At 68.4% G+C, this 16,291-nt stretch carries 17 protein-coding genes; 6 read left to right on the forward strand and 11 right to left on the reverse strand.

What is annotated here, in order from left to right; all coding sequences use genetic code 11:
• Positions 1-34: 34 nt before the first annotated feature.
• The 7 genes from ACFQEY_RS16280 to ACFQEY_RS16310 form a co-directional block, all read right to left on the reverse strand.
• Positions 35-433 (reverse strand): hypothetical protein, encoded by a 399-nt coding sequence (locus ACFQEY_RS16280; protein WP_379770622.1) that lies wholly within the window; start codon positions 431-433, stop codon positions 35-37.
• Between the two features lie 36 nt (positions 434-469).
• Positions 470-1,621: a DUF7118 family protein gene (locus ACFQEY_RS16285; RefSeq protein ID WP_379770625.1), complete on the reverse strand. Its 1,152-nt coding sequence runs from the start codon at positions 1,619-1,621 to the stop codon at positions 470-472.
• Positions 1,622-2,005 carry a phosphoribosyl-AMP cyclohydrolase gene (gene hisI / locus ACFQEY_RS16290; RefSeq protein WP_379770627.1) on the reverse strand — a complete coding sequence of 128 codons (384 nt, stop codon included), beginning with the start codon at positions 2,003-2,005 and terminating at the stop codon, positions 1,622-1,624.
• A 123-nt stretch (positions 2,006-2,128) separates the two neighbouring features.
• Positions 2,129-2,608, reverse strand: coding sequence for a GNAT family N-acetyltransferase (locus ACFQEY_RS16295; RefSeq protein WP_379770630.1), 480 nt, complete (start codon positions 2,606-2,608; stop codon positions 2,129-2,131).
• 1 nt (position 2,609) lies between these two features.
• Complete coding sequence (locus ACFQEY_RS16300) at positions 2,610-4,004, reverse strand: DUF92 domain-containing protein (RefSeq protein ID WP_379770633.1); 1,395 nt, start codon at positions 4,002-4,004, stop codon at positions 2,610-2,612.
• A gap of 175 nt (positions 4,005-4,179) precedes the next feature.
• Positions 4,180-4,317, reverse strand: coding sequence for a hypothetical protein (locus tag ACFQEY_RS16305; protein ID WP_379770964.1), 138 nt, complete (start codon positions 4,315-4,317; stop codon positions 4,180-4,182).
• A 187-nt stretch (positions 4,318-4,504) separates the two neighbouring features.
• Positions 4,505-5,284, reverse strand: a complete 780-nt coding sequence (locus ACFQEY_RS16310) for an HAD-IIA family hydrolase (protein ID WP_379770635.1) — start codon at positions 5,282-5,284, stop codon at positions 4,505-4,507.
• Between the two features lie 140 nt (positions 5,285-5,424).
• Here ACFQEY_RS16310 and ACFQEY_RS16315 point away from each other — a divergent pair, with 140 nt between their 5' ends.
• Complete coding sequence (locus ACFQEY_RS16315) at positions 5,425-6,198, forward strand: GTP cyclohydrolase III (RefSeq protein ID WP_379770638.1); 774 nt, start codon at positions 5,425-5,427, stop codon at positions 6,196-6,198.
• Positions 6,199-6,315: 117 nt separating this feature from the next.
• A complete protein-coding gene (locus ACFQEY_RS16320) occupies positions 6,316-6,546 on the forward strand; it encodes a hypothetical protein (protein WP_379770640.1) in 231 nt (76 codons plus the stop codon).
• Positions 6,547-6,737: 191 nt separating this feature from the next.
• Here ACFQEY_RS16320 and ACFQEY_RS16325 read toward each other — a convergent pair whose 3' ends face one another.
• Positions 6,738-6,944, reverse strand: a complete 207-nt coding sequence (locus ACFQEY_RS16325; RefSeq protein WP_379770642.1) for a hypothetical protein — start codon at positions 6,942-6,944, stop codon at positions 6,738-6,740.
• Positions 6,945-7,065: 121 nt separating this feature from the next.
• A complete protein-coding gene (locus ACFQEY_RS16330) occupies positions 7,066-8,262 on the reverse strand; it encodes a lycopene cyclase domain-containing protein (RefSeq protein ID WP_379770644.1) in 1,197 nt (398 codons plus the stop codon).
• A gap of 160 nt (positions 8,263-8,422) precedes the next feature.
• Between ACFQEY_RS16330 and ACFQEY_RS16335 the strand changes: the two genes are divergently transcribed.
• Together ACFQEY_RS16335 and ACFQEY_RS16340 are read left to right on the forward strand one after the other, a co-directional pair.
• On the forward strand, positions 8,423-10,045 hold the full coding sequence (locus ACFQEY_RS16335) for a heme-binding protein (protein WP_379770647.1): 1,623 nt from the start codon (positions 8,423-8,425) through the stop codon (positions 10,043-10,045).
• 167 nt (positions 10,046-10,212) lie between these two features.
• Positions 10,213-11,439 (forward strand): MFS transporter, encoded by a 1,227-nt coding sequence (locus ACFQEY_RS16340; protein ID WP_379770649.1) that lies wholly within the window; start codon positions 10,213-10,215, stop codon positions 11,437-11,439.
• A gap of 33 nt (positions 11,440-11,472) precedes the next feature.
• Here the strand turns inward: ACFQEY_RS16340 and ACFQEY_RS16345 are convergent, their stop codons facing one another.
• Both ACFQEY_RS16345 and ACFQEY_RS16350 read right to left on the reverse strand, forming a co-directional pair.
• On the reverse strand, positions 11,473-12,531 hold the full coding sequence (locus tag ACFQEY_RS16345; RefSeq protein ID WP_379770652.1) for a DUF7972 family membrane protein: 1,059 nt from the start codon (positions 12,529-12,531) through the stop codon (positions 11,473-11,475).
• Positions 12,528-13,169, reverse strand: a complete 642-nt coding sequence (locus ACFQEY_RS16350) for a hypothetical protein (RefSeq protein WP_379770654.1) — start codon at positions 13,167-13,169, stop codon at positions 12,528-12,530. Before ACFQEY_RS16350 ends, ACFQEY_RS16345 begins: the two co-directional genes overlap by 4 nt.
• A 129-nt stretch (positions 13,170-13,298) precedes the next feature.
• On the opposite strand from ACFQEY_RS16350, the gene ACFQEY_RS16355 reads away from it, so the two are divergent.
• Positions 13,299-14,279, forward strand: a complete 981-nt coding sequence (locus tag ACFQEY_RS16355; RefSeq protein WP_379770657.1) for a calcium/sodium antiporter — start codon at positions 13,299-13,301, stop codon at positions 14,277-14,279.
• Between the two features lie 141 nt (positions 14,280-14,420).
• Complete coding sequence (locus tag ACFQEY_RS16360; RefSeq protein WP_379770949.1) at positions 14,421-16,283, forward strand: ATP-binding protein; 1,863 nt, start codon at positions 14,421-14,423, stop codon at positions 16,281-16,283.
• The last annotated feature ends 8 nt before the right edge of the window (positions 16,284-16,291 follow it).

Consider the following 16,291-nt stretch of genomic DNA (forward strand, 5'->3'; position numbering starts at 1 on the left):
TACCGTCGTCGGTTGGCTTCGTTCCCGTCCGCGATCAGACTGCCGTCACCCACGCCCGGTAGTCGTCGTCGAGTTCGTACACCTCGCGGAAGGCGCGCTCGATGAACCCCGCCACCCGGTTCGCGTCGGATCGGGCCGTGACGACGGCGTTCGTCCCCTCGGCCTCCTCCGGGCTCACCAGCTCGTCGATCCGGAACTCCGGGAATTCTCCGAGTAGGTCCTTCAGTCGCTCCAGCTCTGCGTCGGTGCAGTCCAGGATCAGTTCCGTCCCCGCGAGCTGGATCCACGGCGGTACCTCCCCGCCGTCGGTCGCGTCGCTGTCGGGGTCGACGTCGACGGTCATCACGTCGCTCGACCGTGCACGGTGGGCGGCCGCGGCGTCGGCGAACAGCTTCAGCCGCTCCGCCTCGGTCGCGGCGTCGAATCGGGTCATACCCTCATCACTCCGGGCAACCGCTAAAAAGGGAGGTCACTCCCGAGTCGTCTCCGCCAACACGTCCTCGACGATCGAGAGCGTCCGTTCGGCCTCGCGGACGCGCTCGTCGATGACGCCGCGTTCGAGGAGCTCCAGCTCCGGCTCCGCGAGCGCGTCGCGGACCTCGGCCGCGCGACGAAGTCGCTCGTAGTCTTCCTCCCGCGCGAGGTCGCGGATCGACCGAAGCGTCGCCACCGTGTCGTCGCCGGCGATCCGCGAGACGAGCGGGATCAGCTCGTCGATCTCGTAGGCCAGCTCGTCGCCCCCGGCCGGCGGCCAGTCGAGCGTCAGCGGCTCGCCGTCGAGCCGCTCGACGTAGGTGCGGTGGACAGCGACCGCTGTTCGAAGCGCGCCGGGGTCGTCGACGTAGTGCTCCAGCTTCGAGTTCGAGTAGTCGGCGTACTCGAGGAGGGTCGGGAGCGGCTCTTCGCCCGCCTCGTAGTCCTCGACGTACTCGGACAGGTCCGTCGGCGGGACGTCGACGTCGACGAACGGGGTCGCGTCCGCGCGGTCGAGGAAGGCGAAGACCTCCCGCGCCGACGCCGACGCGTAGAACTCGGCGAACGACTCGCGGACCGCGTCGTTGTACGACGCAACCGGACCGCGGAGTCGATCGACGTCGGCGTCGAGGTCCGCGTCGGCCATCTCCGAGACCCCTCGGAGCTCGTCGAGCCGGGAATCGAGCGCCTTGCGGGCGGCCTTCACCTCCTTTCGCGCGGCCCGGTAGTCGTCCACGGCGTCGTCGCGGTCGGCGAGGAGTTCGACGAACTCCCCCGCGGGGTCGAGCGCGTCGCGGGCGGCCGCGAAGTCGCCCTCGGAGAGCCGCTTCTTGTCGACCGCCTCGTCGGCGGCCGCGAACGCGTCGGCCGCGAGCGCGTCGTCGTCGACGTCGACGGCGGCGTCGAACTCCCCGCGGAACTGGACGTACGAGCCGAAGTCGCCGGTGCCGACGGCGTCCTCCTCGTACTGGTCGAGCACGCGGTGGGCCCGGCGGTACGCGTCGACGGCCGCCTCGACGCGCTCCCGTTCGAGGCCGGCGATCCGCGTCTCGATCCGTCGGAGCTCGTCGTAGCGCTCCCGGAGCGCCGCGGCCGCCTCGCCAGCCTCGCTGACCGGGTCCGTCCCCTCGTCGGATCCGCCGCCCATTCAGTACACCTCGTCCGGATCGAAGACGCGTTCTCCGACGCGCTCGCCGTCTATCGTTCGGTGAAAACACGAGCGGTGACCCGTGTGACACGCCCCCACGTTCTGGTCGACGAGATACAGGAGGGTGTCGGCGTCGCAGTCGACGCGCACCTCGCGGACCGCTTGGGTGTGGCCCGAGGAGCCGCCCTTGTGCCACAGCTCGTCGCGCGACCGCGAGTAGTAGTGCGCCTCGCCCGTCTCGCGGGTGCGGTCGAGGGCCTCCGGCGAGACGTACGCCAGCATCAACACCTCACCGGAATCTGCGTCCTGGGCGATCGCGGGAACGAGCCCGTCGTCGCCGAAGTCGACCTCGATCGCGTCCCCTCCCCTGTCGGCGTCGCTCATGTCTCGCCCGAGGCGGGGGGCTCGAATAGGCCTTGTGCCTGTCCTCGCCGCGCGGTGAACCTCCCCCAGGGAGCGGGGGCTCGACGGCGGCGGGGAGCCGCGGTCAGCCGTGGTCAGCCGCGGTCAGCCCAGTCGCAACACTAGCGCGTCGCCGTCGGGGTACGCGTCTTCGCGGCGGTCGACGACCGCGAAGCCGAGCCCGTCGTACAGCGCGAGCGCGCCCTCGTTGTCGGGGTGCGCCTGCAGCGTGACCGGGCCCGCCGCGTCCGCGACGACCGCGGAGAGTAGCCCGCTGGCGCGACCTTCCCTGCGGTGTGCGGGGTCGACGACGAGTTCGGCGAGGTGAACGCCGCTTCGGTTCGGCGCGTCGACCGGCAACAGGTACCCGACGACGCGACCGTCGGCGACGCTCACGAGCGCCGAGCCCACCGCGAGTCCGTACTCCAGCAGCTCGGGATTCGGCTGCCGGAGACACGACTGTAGCTCTCCGATCCGGGCCGCGTCGGGCGGGCGGGCGTCGCGGACGCGAGGGTCCGGAGCGTCCGCCGGGCCGTCGTTTTCCAGGTCATCTGCCCTGCCACCGTCCGTGAACTCGCCCGTCATCTCAAAGGAGCACCACCCCGAGCGCGACGGCGACGATCGCCCCCACCAGCGTTGCGAGGAAGTTCACGGCCTGGTTCCCGACCAGTTCGCCCTCGATCAGCGCGCCGAGGACGCTGTCGACGGTCATGCCGGCGACGCCCGCGACGACGACGATTCCCCCGCCGACGGCGGGGTCGACGACCGGCATCCCGACCGCGGCGAGCCCGCCGACGACGAGTCCGCCCGCGAGCCCGGCCACCTCGCCCTGCCACGTCACCGCGCCGTCGGTCCCGGGTTCGACGGGTTGCAGGGTCGTGATGAGCCGCGGCCGGTCGTACAGCCCCCCGATCTCCGAGGAGAGCGTGTCGGCCATCGCGGTCGCGGTCGCGCCGGCGAACGCGAACGCGAACGGGGCGGCCGGGACGTCCACGTGCCCGGTCGCCGCGTAGCCGACGACCGCGACGAGCGCGACGGCGGAGTTCGCCAACACGTTGCCGGTTCCGCGGGCCCCCTCGTTCTCCTGGGCGACGCCGCGGGCCGCCTTCTCGTCGAAGCGGTACTTCGATGCCAGTCCCCCGACGGCGTAAAACGACATGAGGGTGAGGAACCACCCGACGCCGCCGAGGACGACGGCCAGGAGCGCGGACAACACGCCCGTCAACATCCCCGGAACGGAGGCCGTCCCGAGTGCGAACGAGACGTAACCGAGCGCGGCGGTCACTCCGAGCCCGAAGGCGACGAGGGGAACCGTGACGGTCGGGTCGAGCGCGACGAATCCCCAGACCGCGAACGCGACGAGGACGGCCGTGATGTGCGCGTCGCGCGAGAACACCAGCGATCTGACGAGCGCCGCCGTCAACGCAGCAACCGCGGCGAGGAAGACGAGTCCCGGGAGTGCGTCGGGAAGAGCGGCCGCCGCAGTACCTGCGTCGGAGACCGCGGGTGCGGCGTCGACGACGGCTCCGGCACCGTCGGCGGCGTTCGCGCCGCCGGTCTGCAACAGCACGCCGACCAGGCCCGCGAGGGAGGCGGCGGTTCCGCCGACGACGTAGCCGGCGACGAGCGGGAACTCGTTCTCCGAGCGCCGGCTAACGACCTCGCGACCGAGGCGGCCGCCGCCGACCGCGAGCGTCGCCGCGGCGAACGCCTCGTGCGGGAGCGGGGCGCGGGGGAGGGAGGCGAAGAGCGCGAGGCCAGCGCCAGCCAGGGCGAAGGAGACGAGCCCGTAGAGGCGTTCCTCCTCCCTGTCACCCGGCAGGGCGAGGGTCTCGAACCACTCGCCGTCGCGGACGCCGAAGAAGGCGAGGCCGGCGACGACGAGAAACGGCACGGCCGCGGCGTCGCCGAGCGTCGGCGCGAGGACCGCGAGCGCGGCCACCGCGGCGAAGGTACTCGCACGTCGGAGCCTCCGTATCACACCGTTGGCTACCCGGGACGCGCACTTAACGGTCCCGACAGCGTCTCGACGACCGCAGGAGGACGCTCCGATCCGACCGCCGCCGAATGCTCGCGAACGCTGCTGGCTTGCAGCGATCGCTACCCACTTCCCGAGAACGCCGCCGGTTTCTCGCGATCACCCCGATCACCGACGGTCAGTATCGATACTCGTTGAACTGTACCGCGTGCCCCTCGATCACGCGGACCGAACGTTCCGGGTCCTCGTCGTCTTCGGACCCCGTCTCGTGCGAGTCAACCACTCCCATATCGAACGCGAGGTCGTACTCTGTCATAAGTGTTCTCCACGCAGCGGAAGTGAGTCCCCGCGACGGAATCCGCTTGCTCGCCACGTCGGCCGTGGAATTGCTCCTGGATCGGTCGGCGAATCGATCGGAAAATCGGTCGGCGGACGGTCGGCGGTTCGATCGGCGAATAGGTCGGCGGTTCGATCGGCAAATCGGTCGGGGATCGACCGACCGATCAGCCGAGGATTCGATCGATCTCCCCGAGGTGTTCGAGGACGTGGTCCGGCGTCACGGGCGAGCGTTCGAGCGCCGCCTCGTCGGCGACGCCGGACAACACGAGGGCGGTCGTCATGCCGGCCCGCTCCCCGAGCGCGACGTCGGTGTCGAGCCGGTCGCCGACGACCAGACACTCCTCGGGCGGGACGGGGAGCCACTCGCGGACCATCTCGATCGCCGGGTCCGACGGTTTGCCGAGGACGACGTCGGGATCGCGCTCGGCGACGCCGGCGATCGCGTTGATCACCGCGCCTGATCCGGGCACGTCGCGCTCGGGAGCCGGGATGACGACGTCCGGGTCGGTCCCGATGAAGGGCACGCCGCGGTCCAAGGTACACAGGGCAGTACAGAGGTCCGCATAGTCGAACCCGCGATCCACCGAGGCGACGAGCGCGTCGGCGGCATCGGCGTCGTCGGTCGTCGCGAGGTCGGCCGCGGCGAACTGTTCGATCAACCCCGGTGCGCCGATACACAGCAGTTCGTCGTCTGCGTGGTGCTCGCGGAGGTACCGCGTCGTCACCGTTCCGGCGGTAAGCACCCGATCGGCGTCGACGTCGTAGCCCGCAGCGCCCAGCCGGTCGACGTACGCTGGTGGTGCCTTCGTCGGATTGTTCGAGACGAACAGGGTCTCGACACCCGCCTCGCGGAGCCGACGGTAGCCCGCGGGCGCACCCGGGATCGGCTCGTCCCCTCGCACGACCGTGCCGTCCACGTCGAGGACGGCTCCGCTGAACTCCATAGTGCCGCTCGGAGCGCCACGGTCGTATGGGTTGTGCACGGTCCCCGACGAAAGAACCAGACGCGTTTCAGAAGCGGTACCGGTTCCATCTTCGGGATAACGGAAGGGTAAAGCGGCATCACCTCGAACCGAGAGCCACTGTGACGACGACCCAGGTGACGCTGATCCAGATCGACAACTACGGCCCGTGGACGGTGACGCCGGAGCCGCGTCGGGAGATGGACCTTCAGACGCTCCAGTCCCGGCTCTTCGCCGATATCGCTCAGTTCGTCGGCCACCGCGACGCGTATGTCTTCTTCACGCGCTTCGATAACATGATCGCGGTGACCAACGGCGTCGACGGCGCGGCCCACGCGGCGCTTCAGGAGTCGATCGGGAACCGGTATCCGGTGAGCATCAGCCTCGGCACCGCAGTCGCCGAGCGCCCGGTCGACGCGCTGGAGGCGGCGAACGGCCGGCTCCAGTTCGAAGGGAGCGCGCAGGACGAGGGCCGGACGGAAGTGCTCGCCGGCGAGTACCTCGCCGAGACGACGCCCGGGGACCTCCAGATCGCCCACTTCGACGTCGTCGACACGACCGGAAAGTACACCGATCGTATCAACGAATTTGACACGTTCATCAACATCGAACAGGCGTACGCGTCCCTGATGCGGAACCTCCGAGAGACCCACGGCGCGCTCTCGTTTTTCGTCGGCGGCGACAACATCATCTCGGTCTGTCCGGACCTCCCCGAACGCGCGTTCGCCGACGCTGTCGCGCACGTCGAGGACGACGTGGACGTCGAACTGCAGGTCGGGATCGGCCGCGGCGAATCCGCCCACGAGGCCGGCTTCGCGGCCAAACACGCCCTGGAGGACTGCCGGCGTGACGGGACGAGCGTCGAGCTGTTCGGCCCGCGCGCAGTCAGCGACTGACGGTGACGTCGCCGCGATCGTCCTCGACAGGACGTGCGGGACGGACGGGAGGATAATATCAACGACGATAATTTGACTGTGACTTTTTTATATAGCCTACCGGAACCCATAGATAACATGTCCGAGGATATCGTGTTCGTCTGTACGGCAGACGGCTGCACCGAGGGGCCCTGGGAGGGATCCCACGACGCGATGGCCCACTGCGCCGAGCACCCCGATCACGGGTACACCGGCCGTCCGCGCGCGGAGGTCGCGGAGGTCATCCCGGCGACGGCGACCCGAAAACGCGACAATCGGAACCTCCAGCACAAGGGGCACCCGAAGGGCGCGCTCGCACGAGACGATTGACGGCGATCCGAGGTCCGGGGAATCCGGTCGACGGTTCGACTGACGAATTCGGCTGACGGAGATGGCGGTCGACGGTCCGACTGGCGACTCCGGCCAATGCATCCGATCGCGATCCGGCGGGGTTTCTCCGCCCCACCGCCGGCTGAATCTTGACTTCGCGTAGTGCGTCGCTCAGATCCGTACTCGTTCCGCTAGCCCTCGTCGAACAGTCCGAGATCCTCGGCCACGAGGTCGGCGAGGCGGTCTTTCAAGGCGGGATCGACTTCCGCCACGTCCTCGCCGTCGTGTTTCTCCTCGTTGTGGCGGGAGAGGGCGTCCGCCACGTCGGAGAGGGGGATTCGGGTCTCCGTCTCGCACTCTGTGCACACGATCGGGACGGACGGGTCGTCGCTAGACATAATCGGAGTAGTCGCGGGTGCACGGTATCAACCTTCGGGAGCGCAGCAGCGAGGGGTATTTCGTGAGTACGGCGGCGAGGGAACCGACGGTCCCCCGTAGTCGCCCGCAACTGACCTGCGGTCACATCTGAGAATCTCTTTGAGACGGGGTGTCCGACTCGGTCGAGAGCTTCCGGACGGTCTCGTGAACGCCGAGGACGAGTGCCGGCACGACGATCATGAAGAGATGCTCTTCGATCGGGATCCCGAACAGGTCGTATCCGGTGCGCATCGTGATCTCGAAGACGCCGACCTCCAGCGTGTACCAGTCCCAGAGGTACGCGATCGGATACAGGACGGCGACCGTCCGGGCCGATTGACGGAGCGCGCCGGCGTAACGGAGCAGGCCGAACGCGAGCGTCCCGAAGACGATCTCAGTGGCGAGGTAGGTGTACGGCCCAAGAACGGTCACGTCCGGAAGCGGAGTGCCGGACAGCGGTCGAAACCAGACGGCCACGAGCAGGACGGCCAGAAAGACGTACGCGCCACGGATCAGTAGCATCGTCGCGATCGTCGGGTGAGCCCGTCTGGCCACCAGTGCTATCGAGCCGAACGCGAGCGCCGCGGCCGGAGTCGACGGGGGAAACAGCCCGCCGACCGTTCCCCAGAGAACGCCGACGAGCCCGATCATCAGCAGGGAGAACGCCAACGTCCGGGCTCTTGGTCGGCCGAGTAGGACCGCGACGGTCCGTTTGTCGATCGACCTGTCGTACGCGTAGTCCTGTTCGTCGTCGATGATCTTCACCCCGGCGAGCGTCACGAGGAAGACGAGCGCGAATCCGAGTATCGTCGCGGTCACCTCGACCGTCTGGACGTAGAACCCGCCGAGCAGCGCGAGCGCGATACCGGTCGGGTACCCCAGCGTCGTGGTGAGCGGATTCGTATCGAGCTGTGGCGCGTGGAGGTACCCGATGAACCAGGTCGGAAGGGTGACGAGCGCGGCGCCCGGGCCGACGAGCACACCGAGCGCGAGCGTACAGATGGCGAAGCCGACGCCGGCGGCGAGAAGAGAGAGGCGACAGCCGCGGATCGTCATCGGATGGTCGTCGTCCTCGCCGCGCCGATGGAAGTCGACGTAGCCGTCCTTCACGTGTGCCGTATACACCGCAAAGAAGATCGCGCTCATATGAATCGCGCCCACCGAGAGAACGAACTCGCCGGCGACGGCCGCACCGAACCACGAGGCCGCGAGCGGCGGCAACATGAACACCGGATGGACCTGCGAAAGCAACGCCCGCAGGTCCGCCCGTAGTCCGCGTTCGTGCCGAGCGATTGCCATGCGTTACCAACGCGCTAATCACGATTAATCTTGTTGGAGGGTTCACAAGTGCGGCTACGAAACTCGTCGACTCCGGCCCCGGATACGCGACGTCGACTCCGGCCCCGGATACGCGACGTCGACTCACAAACTCCTAAGTCTCGGGGGCCCAAGTCGGTGTATGGTCGAGGCACCACAGACCGACGAGGGGTGGTTCTCGCTGCACGACTTCCGCTCCATCGACTGGGACGCGTGGCGCGACGCCCCCGAACGCGAGCGACGACGGGCGATCGAGGAGGGCGAGGCCTTCCTGAAACGCCGCGAGCAGGTCGCCGACGCCGAGGCAGGGGACTCCGGGCTGTTCTCCGTGCTCGGTCACAAGGCCGACCTGCTGTTCGTCCACTTCAGGCCGACGCTCGACGACCTCTCCGCCATCGAGCGCCGGTTCGAAGACACCGCACTCGCGAATTTCACGGAGCGAACGTCCTCGTACGTCTCCGTCACCGAGGTCTCCGGCTACGTCTCAGACGCCTACTTCGAGGAGGGTCGGGAGGCGGTCGACGCCGGGCTCCGCCGCTATATCGAGGGGAAGCTGAAACCGGAGATCCCGGACGACGAGTACGTCTGTTTCTACCCGATGAGCAAGCGCCGCGGCGAGGAGTACAACTGGTACGACCTCGACTTCGAGGACCGCGCCGACCTCATGGCCGACCACGGCGAGGTCGGAAAACAGTACGCCGGGAAGATCAAGCAGGTCATCGCCTCCTCAGTCGGCTTCGACAGCCACGAGTGGGGCGTCACGCTGTTCGGCTCGGACCCGACCGACATCAAGGACATCGTCTACGAGATGCGCTTCGATCCGGCATCCTCGCGATACGGGGAGTTCGGCGACTTCTACGTCGGCCGTCGGTTCCCGCCCGTGGATCTCGGTGCTTATCTCGCGGGCGAGACGGTGCCGACCGGCGACGCGGCCGAGGGCGGCCACGGCGAGGGCGGGCACCACGCGCACGCCGAGGGAGATCACCATACCCACGGCGGGGGCGGTCACCACGCCGACGACGGCCACGGTCACGGTGAGGGCCACGACCACTCCGGCGCAGCCGGCGGCTCAGCGCACGGCGACCACCCACACGGCGAGGGAGACACCGGCGGGGACGGCGACCATCCGCACGCGGGGGGCGGACGCGGCGAGGGAGGTTCCGGTGGTACCGACGACGCCGACGCGGAGATCCGCGGCGAGCTGGCCGATCTGGACATCTACGCCGGCAAGCCCCACGGCGAGGACGTGTACGCGACGGTGCTGTACAGCGAGGCGGACGTCGACGAGCTGTTCGACGAGGTCGAGGGACTCCGCGGCAACTTCGACCACTACGGCACTCACGTGAAAACCGCCGTCTACGAGGGCCGGCACACCGACCGCGCCGCGGTCGTCTCCGTCTGGGACACCGCCTCCGCGGCCGAGACAGCCGCCGGCTTCCTCTCGGAGCTTCCTGAGGTCGTCGGGCGCGCCGGAGAGGAGTCCGGCTTCGGTACGATGGGAATGTTCTACACGACGAAATCCGAACACCGCCAGGACTTCGTCGACACGTTCGACGGCGTCGAGGACCTGCTCTCCGACATGGAGGGCCACCTCGAAACCGACCTGATGGTCAACGTCGAGGACGACGACGACATGTTCATCGCCAGCCAGTGGGAGGCGAAGGACGACGCCATGGCCTTCTTCGGCTCCGACGAGTTCCGCGAGACGGTCCAGTGGGGCCGCGAGGTGCTCGCGGACCGGCCGCGGCACGTCTTCCTGGCGTGAGGAGGGTTTGAGCGCGGCACCCGTTCATCCGTCGTTGCTGACGCGGGAGGCCGTTTCCGGGGGCGACAGTTTCCGCGGGAGACACCGGACTGTGAGACGCGTCGCTGCCGCTCCGACGATTTCCGGCACGCAAACATTTAGACGACCGTCCCGAGTGTGATTCGACGATGGGAGCGTTGTCCGGTCCCGGTTCGTTCCTCGCTCGGACCGTCTCTGATCTCAGGGACGACGGGCCGGGGTCGATCCTGCTTGTCGTGTCGCTCGGCTGGTTTCTCACGCTCGGCGTCCGGATCGTCTATCCCGCGCTGTTGCCGCAGGTGACTGCCGAGTTCGGCGTCAGCAACGCGGCGACGGGCGCGTTCATCGGCGTGCTCTGGACGACGTACGCGCTGTTGCAGTTCCCGGGCGGAGCGATCGCCGACGCGGTCGGGGAACGATCGGTGCTCACGGGGAGCGTGCTCCTCTCCGCCGGTGCGGTCGCCGCGATCGTGCTCTCGACGACGGTCGAGGTGTTCGTCCTGGCGACCGTCCTGCTCGGCCTCGGGACGGGGCTTTTCGGGACGACACGGCTCACCGTGATCTCGGCGCTGTTCGATCGGATGCAGACGACCGCGATCAGCGTGAACCAGGCCGCCGGGAACGTCGGAAACGTCGTCCTCTCCGCCGGGGCCGGGTTCGTGAGCGTCTACCTCGGCTGGCGGTGGGGGTTCGGGTTCCTGCTGCCCGTGCTGGTCGCCTGTGCGATCGGCCTGTGGATCACCTTGCCCCGGCGAGCGTCGACCGCGACCGACGGCGAGTCCTTCCGGGGGACCATGTCGAAGGTTGCGGTTGCGGTGCGGAAACCGCGCGTCTTGGCCGTCACCGCCCTCCTCTCTCTCAACATGTTTTTGTACCAGAGCGTGACGGGGTTTTTACCGACGTACCTCGTCGCCGAGAAAGACATCGAGCCGGGGACGGCGGCGACGCTGTACAGCCTGTTTTTCGCCGCCGCGATCGGGGTGCAGTTCCTGTCGGGGATCGTGGCGGATCACCGAGGAAACCGCGTCGCGATCGTTGCGTTCATCGGGCTCAGCGTCCCGGGATTCGTTCTGTTGACGGCCGTGGAGTCGCTTCCGGCGTTGGTCGGCGTCATCCTCCTGTTGAGCTCGTTGCTGGGCGCGATGCCGCCCGTCAACGCGGCGGGCCTCGCGTCGCTCCCGCCCGAGATCCAGGGGAGCGGCTTCGGCCTCCTCCGGACGTGTTACATCGCTTTCGGCGCGTTGGGTCCGCCGGCCGTCGGTCTGTTGGCCGACGCCGGCCGGTTCGACGCCGCGTTCCTCTCTCTCGGGCTCGTTGCCCTCGCGACGAGCGTCTGGGCCCTGCTCTTCGAACGAGTCGGTGGCGAGAGTTCGTAGCCTTCGAACGAGTCGGTGACAGGGTCTGGTCGGCTACCGAGCCGAATCGCGCAGCACCAACGGCTCGATCGCGAGGGTCCGCTTCGCGAGCGTGAGGACTCGCAGCACGTAGGAGACGAACAGCGCGAACGGGAGCAGCGTGAGGGCGAACGCGCCCCCGACGACGAGCGTCACGTGGGCCACCCCGAGCGTATTCCCCGGGAACGTCCCGACGTCGACGGCGGCGACCATGACGGCCGCGACGATCAACGCCGGGACCGCGGCGTAGCAGATCAGCCGCGAGAGGTCGATCAGCGCCCACTGGAAGTACAGCGTCTTGACGTGCTCGCGAGCCGGACCGAACAGCGACAGCGACTCACGCAGTTCGTCGAGCAGGACGCGCTCGCGCTCGGTGAGCCGCGCCGCGTGCTCGCTCGCGACTCGTTCCGTCCTAGCGATCTTCCGGCCGTAGTTGAAATCCAGGGCCGCGAAGACCACGTCGAAGGTTCCGAATTGTGCACCGTCGAGCGAACCGCGCGCGGCGTCGGCGTTTCCGACGACGGCCTCGGCGAGCCGATCGACGTCGTCCCTGAGGGCGACGACGCCGGCGTCCGCTTTCGGATCGTCGCCCACGGTCGTGTCGTCCCCGGACGCGCGCTCACGGACGGCCGCTCTGAGATCGCGAGATCGCGCCGATGCGGTACCGAGGATCGCCTCCAGGAACTCGGCGGGATCAGTCGGGGTCGGCGAGCCGGTCAGGTCAGCGATCGATCCCCGGACGTCCATCGATCCCGCCATACGTTCCCGCTGATCGCCGAGGGGCCCGTTCTCCTGCGTGAGCACGAGCTGTCCGATCGTGACGACGAGCGTCACGCCGGTGACGATCGCCGTGATCATCCCCGAGAACAGCGTCTCGATCGGATCTTTCGCGCCGAGCTTCTCGGCGAGCGACGGGGACAACCCGTTCGCGGCGATCACGAACGCGACGAAGACGACGACCGTCAGCACCCCCGCGACGACGAGCCGGTTCGCTCGCAACAGGAGCCAGAGCTTCAGGCGGTTCTCGCCGGCTCGTTCGCGCATCGTGTCGGCCGTTCCCGCGTCGTCGGTCATCGCGGTTCGACGCGCACCGAGAGGTCGTCGACGTAGTGCGTCGCGTCCGCCTCCCAGATCACGGCCGTGCCGACGGCCAAGTGGAGTGTGTCCGTCGACAGCTCCGGGGTCGTCCACTCGAACAAGTACTCCCGCCAACCGTCGGCGAGCCACAGCGCGTCTCTGAGCCCGCCGTAGGGTGTCTCGCCGAGATCCGTCGTGTTGAGCCCGGGCTGCGGAAAGTCCGCTTCGGTCTCCGGCGGATCGGGGGCCAACCGCATCAGGGCGTGCCGGATCGTGTTGAACGACTCCGACTCGCTCCAGAACTTCCCGGTCACCTCGATCCGGTACGATCCGCCGGATTCGACTGAAACCGGGTGGACGCCCCACGCGACGCCGTCGTCGTAGTCGCCCTGGTTCCAGATCCTGAGCGACCGGTCTCCGGAGGCCGCCTCCTCGTCGGAGACGTCGAGTTCCCAGTCGAACTCGCTGAGATCGACCTCGGGACCGATGGCCGCGCCGGTCTCCCAGTCACCGAGGCCCTCCTCGAACCCCTCTTCAAACGCCGGTTCGTCGGCGTTTCTTCCGCAGCCCGCGAGGCCGACGAGCCCGGCCACCCCGCTCCCGGCGCTCGTTCGAAGCAGGTCGCGCCGTCTCATTGCGCCCCCGGTCCGTACATGACGGGAGACACGACGCCCGACCGACACATAAGTACACGGTCCGTTCTCGCGCCCGCTCGCGTGTCAGCGGAGGTCAATTTATTATGTCCTTCCGAGTAGGATCGTCGTATGGTCGCCGGATCATCGTTCGTTCAGGTCGGGATCGTCGCCGTCGCGGTCCTCGGGCTGTGGATCGGTGCCCGGGCGCTCGTCGACGCGACGGTTCGGGTGGCCCGCCGGTTCGGCGTCAGCGAACTCACGATCGGGCTGACGATCGTCGCCGTGGGCACGTCGACGCCCGAGCTCGTCGTGACGATCGACGCAGCGCTCGCCGGGCTCGGCGAGATCGGCGTCGGGAACGTCGTCGGCTCCAACGTCTACAACCTCGCGTTCATCCTCGGGGCAGTGTCGCTGCTGCGGGTCATCCCGGTCGAGCGATCGCTGGTCCACCGAGACGGCGTCGCGCTGATCCTCTCGACGCTGGCCGGCTTCGCGGTCCTGTTCGACCGGAGCGTGACCGCCGTCGAGGGGCTTCTCCTCGTCGGGTCGTTCGCGGCGTACACGATCTATCTCGTTCGCGACGAGCGGACCGCCGGCTCGATCGACACCGAGTACGCCGACTCCCGCGTCACCGGATCGATACCGGGTGGCCTCTCGGACCGCGGCCGCGACGCCCTCCTCCTCGTCGGGGGGTTGGCGCTCGTCCTGATCAGCGGGCACTTCATGGTCGAAGGGGCGTCGACGCTCGCCCGATCGGCGGGGATCTCGGACTGGGTCATCGGCGGAACGATCGTCGCCGCCGGCACGTCGACGCCGGAACTCGCGGTCTCCCTGGTGGCGATGCGGCAGGGACACGTCGGCATGTCCGTGGGAAACGTCGTCGGCAGCAACGTGTTCAACGTGCTCGGAATCCTCGGAATCGCGGCGATCGTCCGGCCGCTCGCCGTCGGCGGCGCGGCGATCGAGAGCCTCGTCTGGCTGACGGCGGTCACGGTGCTCATGGTCGGAGCGCTCTGGTCGGGGCGAAAACTGTCTCGACCCGAGGGCGGGCTCTTCGTCCTCAGCGAACTGGCTCGGTGGGTGCTCGGCCTGCTCCGGATCGTCGGGTGAGAAGTGCGTCGACCGCTCCCCGCCGAGGAATAACCGGTACGCACGGCGGTCGTTCCAAGCGCGGATCGAGGGCGGCACCGGAGCCTCCGCATACCCGAACCGTTATCGGTCGAGGTTACGATGTCCGTGTCGTTCGGACCCATGGATCTCGTCTTGCTCGCACACGTCTCGATATTCGCGGTCTCCGCACTGGCGTGCCTCGCCGCGGTGCCGCAGGCGAGTCGGGTACGCCACCCGGAGACCCGCGAAGGGCTCCTGGCACTCCTCCTCGCCGTCGCCGTCTGGGCCGGCGGCTACGTCGGCTACCTGCTCGCACCGGGTGAGACGGCGAAGGTGGCGTTCTACATCCTCGGGTTCGTCTTCGCGCTGCTCGCGGTCGGGGCGTGGCTCTACTTCTGTGCGGCGTACACCGGTCGGGCCCCGCGGAGCGTCCCGTACCGCTGGGGCGTCGCCGGGGTGTTCCTCGCGATAAGCGCCCTGAAAGTCACCAATCCCGTCCACAACCTCTATTTTACGACGGCGTGGGTCACCGAGCCGTTTCCCCACCTCGCGATCCGGCACGAGCTCCTCTACTGGGCGGTCCTCGGCCTCTCGTACGCTGTCATCGCGGTCGGCTTCTTCATGCTGATCGAGCAGTTCTACTACACCGGCGCAGACAGCCGACCGCTCGTCGCGCTCGTCGGCATGACGGCGATCCCCACCGTGGCGACGATTTTCGGCGGGACCTTCTCGTGGCTCCTCCCGCTGATGTACGAGCCGCCGGGCGTGGCGCTTTTCGCCCTCGGTACCCTGTTCGTCTACTTCCGCCGGTTCGAGGCGATCCAGTTCGCCGCCGAGAGCGACGACGCGGCGATATTCTTGGACCAAGCCGGCCGCATCCGCGACTACAATCGCGCCGCGATCGCCCTGTTCCCGGCGCTCCGCGGCGCGGTGGGAGAGCCCCTCGACTCGGTGCTCCCGCGACTCGCCGTCGGCCGCGACGCGGACGACGTGATCGAAGTCGTACCGGACGAGGTGAGGACGACGGAGCGTGAGAGAGCAGCAGCGTTGCGGGCGGCGGAAGGACCGAACGCGTCGGGAGAACCGGACGCGTCGGGAGCGTCGAACGCGGCAGGAGAACCGAACGCGGCAAGCGGGGTGGGTGAGACGAGGCGGTTCTATCAGATCTCGCGCAACGCGTTCACGTCGGGAGGCGCGACGGCCGGCGAGCTGCTCACGATCGACGACGTCACCGAGCGAGAGCGGTACCGGATCCAACTCGAGGAGCGGACCGACCAGCTCGAAGCGCTGAACCGGGTGGTCCGCCACGACATCCGCAACGACATGGCCGTGGTCCACGGCTGGGCCGAAACGCTACGCGATCACGTCGACGCTGAGGGGCAGGACGCGCTCGACCGCGTGCTGCGGAAATCGACGCACGTGATCGAACTCACGGAGACCGCCCGCGACTTCGTCGACTCGCTCACCGGCGACGCGATGCCCGAAGTGAAACCGATCGACCTGCGGAGCCTGCTGGAGGGCGAGGTGCAGGCGGCGCGCGACTCCTACCCCGACGCCGAGTTCCGGCTGTCCGACGACTCCCCGCGGGTGCGGGTCCGGGCGAACGAGATGCTCTCGTCCGTGTTCCGGAACCTCCTGAACAACGCCGTCCAGCACAACGACACCGACGCGCCGACGGTGACGATCACCTGCGAACGGACAGACGACTTGGTTCGCGTCCGGATCGCCGACAACGGCCCCGGCGTCTCGGACGACGAGAAGACCGCAATCTTCGGAAAGGGTGAGCGAGGGATCGACAGCGCCGGGTCCGGGATCGGCCTCTATCTCGTGTACGTGCTCACCGATCAATTCGGCGGCGATGTGTGGGTCGAGGACAACGAACCCAGAGGAGCCGTGTTCGTCGTCGAACTACCGCTCGCGGAGACGCCGTCCGACCGAGCGGTCGACTCGGACGCGGCCGGTGAACCGCGGACCGAGGGTTCCGGACCCTCCGCGGGTGGCTGAGCCCTGCG

Source organism: Halorubrum trueperi, assembly GCF_042662525.1.
Taxonomy (GTDB): Archaea; Halobacteriota; Halobacteria; order Halobacteriales; family Haloferacaceae; genus Halorubrum; species Halorubrum trueperi.